Here is a 6,983-nt window from a genome sequence, read left to right as displayed (position 1 = left end):
AAAGATTTAAACGGTGATAGACGGTCAATGAACGAAAACGATTTTTAACTTATCCAGTTTTGAGAGAATAATGTTCTCTTGATTGAAATTGTGTGGTGATGATGGCAAGAAGGTCACACCTGTTCCCATGCCGAACACAGAAGTTAAGCTTCTTAGCGCCGATGGTAGTGAAGGGTTTCCCTTTGTGAGAGTAGGACGTTGCCACGCAACCAAAAAGACATCATCTTCGGATGGTGTCTTTTTTTTGACAGTTTTTTAAGGGAATTAGTTTAAAAAGGTAAAAAGATAGATACTCTTATTGATAAAACGGTTCTACGTCAAATGGTGTCGATACTTCAAAATGAAATTTTCTTTGGAATGGACAGGTCTGCTTGCGGAGCCTTGGTACCTCCTGAAGCCTAAAAGAAAAGTTGTTATGGTTGATGCTGCTTTAGCAGCTTACAAACATGATACACTTGGGCGTTATGCCCATAGTGCTTCATTTTAGTCTACAAACAACCCTAGTTATCCATAAATTTTGAGTAATTAGTTGAATTAAATCTATCAAAACTAAAAATTGCAGAACTAATAAAACGCTTGCATTATAAATCTTATCATGCTATATTATTTTTAACGAAGGATTGTTACTGTTTCGGCAGGCAAAACCTAAATTGATTCGAAATGGTTCTATTCCATTAGTGGTAGAACATTTGGAATGAGTTTAGGTTTTTTATTTTCTATAAGCGAAAGTTGGTGAATAAAGCGATAAAATGAGAATAGAAAAAGTATTGAATAATAATGTTGTAATTACTTTGACTGATACTAAGGAAGAAATGGTCGTAATGGGGAGAGGGATTGCTTTTCAACGTAAAGTTGGCGATATGATTGTGATCGACAAAATAGAAAAAACTTTTGTGCCAGAAGGTAATGAGGCTATCGAAAATTATTCTACTTTATTTAGAGAAATCAAACCTGAAATTATAGAAATAGCATCAGATGCAATCAACCATGCCCAAACTATTTTAAAAACTAAACTAAGCGATAATATTTATTTAACATTAACCGACCATTTGAATTATGCAATCAAACGAACAAGTGAAGGAATCGAAATAAAAAACCCTTTAACTTGGGAAATAAAAAAATTTTATAAAATCGAATACGATATAGGATTAAAAACAATAGAAAGTATTAAAACTAAACTCGGTGTACTAATGAGTGAAGATGAAGCAGCGTCTGTGGCTTTACATATTGTGAATGCTAAACAAGATGGGCAAGAAATTGGGATCACAGTTAAAATGACGGAAGTGGTACAAGATATTTTAACAATTGTAAGATTGCAATTTGGGATTGTTTTTAACGAAGAATCCTTTAACTACTCTCGTTTTGTAACTCATTTGCAATACTTCGCTCGTAGAATGCTCGAACATGATGACAAAAGCTCGAATGATGACTTTTTGTTCGAACAGGTAAAAATAAAATACCCAAAGGCTTTTGAATGTAGCAACAAAATCAATAACTATCTTGAAAATAAACATCATACGTTATTATCGAAAGATGAACAAGTTTACTTAGCGATCCATATCCAACGAGTAACGAGTGAAAAAATTAAATAACAACGCATCAATAATGGATTGTTACTGTGTAAACGGGCAAAACCTAGATTGATAGCTAGTATGTATCTAATAATGATGCATCATGCTATCGATTTAGGTTTTTCTTTTTAAAAAATAAAAGAGAGAAGGACTTATCATGAAGTATGAAGCATTAGCAAAATCAATTATAGAAAATGTTGGTGGTACTGAAAATATTAACAACTTAACGCATTGTGTTACTCGTTTACGTTTCAAGTTAAAAGATGAAAGTAAAGCAAATACAGATGTGTTGAAGAAAATGGATGGAATTGTAACCGTTATCAAAAGTGGAGGACAGTATCAAGTTGTTATTGGAAACCACGTTCCGGATGTTTATCAAGAAGTTATGGCAGTAGGAAATTTAAATACTTTAGACGAATCTGATTCACAAGATCCAGAAAAGACAAGTATTTTCAATAAATTTGTTGATTTGATTTCCGGTATTTTCGCACCAACTCTAGGTACTTTAGCCGCTACTGGTATGATCAAAGGTTTCAATGCCCTATTTGTAGCTTTAGGATGGTTAACAGTTGAATCGGGTACGTATCAAATATTAAATGCCATCGGAGATTCACTATTTTATTTCTTCCCAATTTTCTTAGCCCTTACAGCCAGTAAAAAATTGAATGTGAATCAATTTACGGCAATGGCGATCGGAGCTTCGTTAGTTTATCCAACCTTAACAGGCTTAACAGCAGGCGAACCGCTGTATACATTATTTGCGGGAACACTGATTGAGTCACGAGTTTTTATTGAATTTTTAGGAATACCAGTTATTCTGATGACTTATTCTTCTTCAGTTATTCCAATTATTTTATCTATTATGTTAGCTTCAAAAGTAGAAAAAGGACTAAAAAAAGTTATTCCAGATGTAGTAAAAACTTTTTTAACACCATTCTTTACACTTTTAGTAGTAATTCCACTAACTTTTATCGTTATTGGTCCAATTGCAACTTGGGCAGGAAGTTTACTAGGTGCAGGTACATTAGCAGTTTATAATCTTAGTCCAATTATTGCGGGTCTTATTGTTGGTGGATTTTGGCAAATATTTGTTATATTCGGATTGCATTGGGGTCTTGTACCAGTGGCGCTTAATAATATGTCCGTGTATGGGTATGATCCAATATTAGCGATGTCTTTTGCAGCTTCATTTGCACAAACGGGTGCGATTATCGCTGTTATGATGAAAACGAAAGAGAAAAAAGTTCGATCATTGAGTATCCCAGCTATTATATCTGGATTATTTGGTGTAACCGAACCAGCGATTTATGGAATTACGTTACCACTTAAAAAACCATTCATTATGAGCTGTATTGCTGGTGGTTTCGGTGGAGCAGCCATAGGTATGATTGGAGCTAACGGGTACATTATTGGTGGGTTAGGCGTTTTTGGGATCACCAACTTTTTAAATCCGGCTGGTGGGAACAATGGTACAGTATTAGGAGTTATCGCCATCATTATCGCTTCAACTATTCTTAGTTTTGTATTAACGTATCTTGTAGGTTTTGGTAAGTTATATGAAGATGATGCAATTGTAGCCGAAACGACTACTGATGGCGTAATCGAATCAGGTAATGAAGTTTATATTGGAAAAGATGTTATCGAAAGCCCTTTAAAAGGATCTATTGTACCTCTTTCTGATGTACGAGATGAAGCTTTTTCTTCTGGAGCAATGGGAAAAGGTCTTGCTATTGAACCGACTGATGGGAAACTAGTTTCACCGGTCAATGGAGTTATTACAATGTTATTCCCTACTTCGCATGCAATTGGGATAACTTCGGAAGAGGGTACCGAAATTTTGATCCACATCGGTATGGATACTGTTCAGTTGGATGGAGAAGGTTTTGTTCCGCATGTTAAACAAGGAGATCAAGTAGCAAAAGGTCAACTGCTGATCGAATTTGATATTGAAAAAATTAGAGATGCAGGTTACAGCGTCATTACACCAATTGTTATTACAAATTCACAAAATTATCTAGATGTCATTACAACAGAAAAAACATCAATTGCTTCAAAAGAGCAATTGATGACTATAGTGATATAAAAATTAGAAAATGAGGTAATGAGATGAAAAAAATTGAAGGTTTTCCAAAAGGATTTTTATGGGGCGGTGCTACTGCAGCTAACCAATTTGAAGGAGCATATAACGAGGGAGGGAAAGGTCTTTCAACTGCGGACATGGTCAAATTCATTCCTAAAGAAGAACGGACAGGAGGATTTTCATTAGATGTTTCGCGCAAAGAAATTGAAGCAATTTTAGCAGGAAACGTGGATGCTGTTTTCCCAAAACGTTTTGGGGTTGATTTCTACCATCATTATAAAGAAGACATAGCTTTACTGGCTGAAATGGGATTTAAAGTGTTTAGACTATCTCTTAATTGGGCACGTATTTTCCCTAATGGAGATGATGCTGCACCGAATGAAGCAGGATTAGCTTTCTATGATGATGTATTTGATGAATGTTTGAAATACGGCATAGAGCCACTAGTAACATTATCTCATTACGAAACACCACTGAACTTGACCTTGAAGTATAATGGGTGGGCTGATCGTGAAGTTATTGACTTCTTTGTTCAGTACGCTGAAACGGTCTTCACTCGTTATCAAAATAAAGTCAAATACTGGCTTACATTTAACGAAATCAACATTATTACACTCAGCCCTTATACAGGAGGCGGAGTGCTAGTAGAGAATGTAGAAAATCCGTTGGAACTGTCTTATCAAGCAGGACATCATCAATTTGTAGCTAGCGCATTGGTTACAAAAATTGGACATGAAATTAATCCGGAGTTTAAAATAGGGTGTATGTTAGCACGTATGACAACTTATCCTGAAACCAACAATCCGAAAGATGTCTTAAAAGCTCAAGAGGAAAACCAATTGAATTTGTTCTTCACAGACGTTCAAGCCCGTGGTGAGTATCCTGCTTATATGGGTCGCTACTTCCATGAAAAAAACATTAATATTTATAAAGAACGCGGAGATGATGAGATTTTGAAAGCTTACCCCGTTGATTTTATTTCTTTCAGTTATTACATGTCTAGTACAACTAGCTCAAAACCGTTAGAAAATCAGGTTAGTGGCAACTTTATGGGAGGAATAAAGAATACTTATTTAGAAACCTCCGATTGGGGCTGGCAAATTGATCCCATCGGATTAAGATGGACATTGAATGATTTTTACGATCGATACCAACGGCCATTGTTCATTGTTGAAAATGGGCTAGGAGCATATGATAAAGTAGAAGAAGATGGAAGTATTCATGATGATTATCGAATCGATTATCTGCAGAAACACATTGAACAAATGAGAGAAGCAGTAAAAGATGGAGTGGATCTGATAGGTTACACAAGCTGGGGAGCGATTGATTTAGTTAGTGCATCTACTTCAGAAATGTCTAAACGCTATGGATATGTCTACGTTGATCAAGATGATGAAGGAAACGGAACTCTAAAACGGTCTAAAAAAGATTCCTTTTATTGGTACCAAAAAGTTATCAACACTAATGGGACTGATTTAAGTAAATAAGGCAATTAGCCGAACTGGGAATTTTCAACTATGGCTATTCTATATAGGATATCTTCTGTTAGTCAATGGCCTATAGTATACTTTTAGTAACGGGAAATGAGCAATGTGCAAAAAAATAATTGATCGATAAAAAAGGAGAAGATAATTTTGGTAGTAGAACAATTTCCGAAAGACTTTTTGTGGGGTGGAGCAGTAGCTGCTAACCAATTAGAAGGCGCTTATAACGAGGATGGAAAAGGATTAACTGTACAAGATGTAACGCCACATGGCGGATTTGGTCCGATAACTGAAGGACCTACGGAAGATAATATGAAACTTGTAGGTATTGATTTTTACCATCGCTACAAAGATGACATCAAATTATTTGCAGAAATGGGATTTAAAACTTTCCGTACGTCAATTGCTTGGTCGCGCATCTTTCCTAATGGAGATGAAACTGAACCAAATGAAGCTGGGTTAAAATTTTATGATGATTTATTTGATGAACTTCTTAAATACAATATCGAACCATTAGTAACACTATCTCACTATGAAACACCGTTACACTTAGCAAAAGAGTATGATGGCTGGGTCAATCGTAAGATGATTGGTTTTTATGAAAATTATGTACGCACTGTCTTTACACGTTACAAAGGAAAAGTGAAATACTGGTTGACCTTTAATGAAATCAATTCAATCATACATGCACCGTTTATGAGCGGTGGGATTGCTACTGCACCAGAAAAACTGACACAAAAAGATTTGTATCAAGCAATCCACCATGAATTAGTAGCGAGTGCGTTGGCTACTAAAATTGGACATGAATTAATGCCGGAAGCACAAATCGGATGTATGGTTTTAGCTATGCCGACATACCCATTAACTCCAAATCCAGATGATGTTATTGCTGCTATGGAAGCAGAACGCAAAAACTATTTCTTCTCTGATGTACACGTTCGAGGAGTTTATCCAGGGTATATGAAACGATTCTTCCGCGAAAATGCTATTGAATTAGATTTTGGTCCAGAAGATGAAGAACTATTGAAAAATACGGTTGATTTTATCTCGTTCAGTTACTACATGAGTTCTACTGAAACAGCGGATGAAAGCAAACGAGTAGCTGGTGAAGGCAATATTTTAGGTGGTATACCTAATCCATACTTAGAAGCATCTGAGTGGGGTTGGCAAATTGATCCTAAAGGTTTGCGAATTGTATTGAATGATTTCTGGGATCGTTACCAAAAACCTTTGTTTATTGTTGAGAATGGATTGGGAGCTAACGATGAACTGATTACAGATGAAAATGGAAATAAAACAGTTTATGATGATTATCGCATTGATTACTTAAATGATCATTTGGTACAAGTTGGAGAAGCGCTTAAAGATGGGGTCGAAGTTATGGGTTACACAACGTGGGGATGTATCGATTTGGTCAGTGCTTCAACAGCTGAGTTAAAGAAACGTTATGGATTCATTTATGTTGATCGTCATGATGATGGTTCAGGAACATTAAAACGTTATAAAAAGAAAAGTTTCACATGGTATAAAAAAATCATTGAAACGAATGGAGTAAGTCTAATCGAAAAATGATGAGATCCCTACAAGATGTTTGATCTTGTAGGGATTCTTATTTTATAGATAGATATTTCATAATTAAAATTTTTAGGCGGATTTTATAATGAAGTTAGCCACCGCTAACTAAAAAAAACGCCACGTGAATTTCATGTTATATTGAAGTTACCACTAACTCTCAATAGACAAGGATGAATTCACATGACGCAAACTAAGAATAACATAGATTCACGTAAGGGAAAACACCTTTCTTATGCCGAACGCTGCCAAATCGAGGTTCTAAAAAAGGAAGAC

Annotated in this window: 4 protein-coding genes and 1 rRNA gene; all 5 read left to right on the top strand. The window is 35.6% G+C overall.

The annotated features are described in order from the left end of the window. Positions 1 to 91 precede the first annotated feature (91 nt). The 5 genes from rrf (at position 92) to J7E16_RS11320 (ending at position 6,707) form a co-directional block, all read left to right on the top strand. Positions 92 to 207, top strand: a 5S ribosomal RNA gene (gene rrf / locus J7E16_RS11340). Positions 208 to 749: 542 nt separating this feature from the next. Further along, entirely contained in the window at positions 750 to 1,592 is an 843-nt protein-coding gene (licT, locus tag J7E16_RS11335; protein ID WP_214891743.1) for a BglG family transcription antiterminator LicT, read from the top strand. Positions 1,593 to 1,728: 136 nt separating this feature from the next. Then, positions 1,729 to 3,654: a beta-glucoside-specific PTS transporter subunit IIABC gene (locus J7E16_RS11330; protein WP_214891741.1), complete on the top strand. Its 1,926-nt coding sequence runs from the start codon at positions 1,729 to 1,731 to the stop codon at positions 3,652 to 3,654. Positions 3,655 to 3,677: 23 nt separating this feature from the next. After that, complete coding sequence (ascB, locus tag J7E16_RS11325; protein ID WP_214891739.1) at positions 3,678 to 5,138, top strand: 6-phospho-beta-glucosidase; 1,461 nt, start codon at positions 3,678 to 3,680, stop codon at positions 5,136 to 5,138. Between the two features lie 141 nt (positions 5,139 to 5,279). Further along, positions 5,280 to 6,707, top strand: coding sequence for a glycoside hydrolase family 1 protein (locus J7E16_RS11320; protein WP_502756804.1), 1,428 nt, complete (start codon positions 5,280 to 5,282; stop codon positions 6,705 to 6,707). The last annotated feature ends 276 nt before the right edge of the window (positions 6,708 to 6,983 follow it).

The sequence above is a fragment of the Carnobacterium sp. ISL-102 genome (genome assembly GCF_018612935.1).
In the GTDB taxonomy this organism is placed as follows: domain Bacteria; phylum Bacillota; class Bacilli; order Lactobacillales; family Carnobacteriaceae; genus Carnobacterium_B; species Carnobacterium_B alterfunditum.
This window is presented reverse-complemented; position numbering and strand designations above follow the sequence as displayed.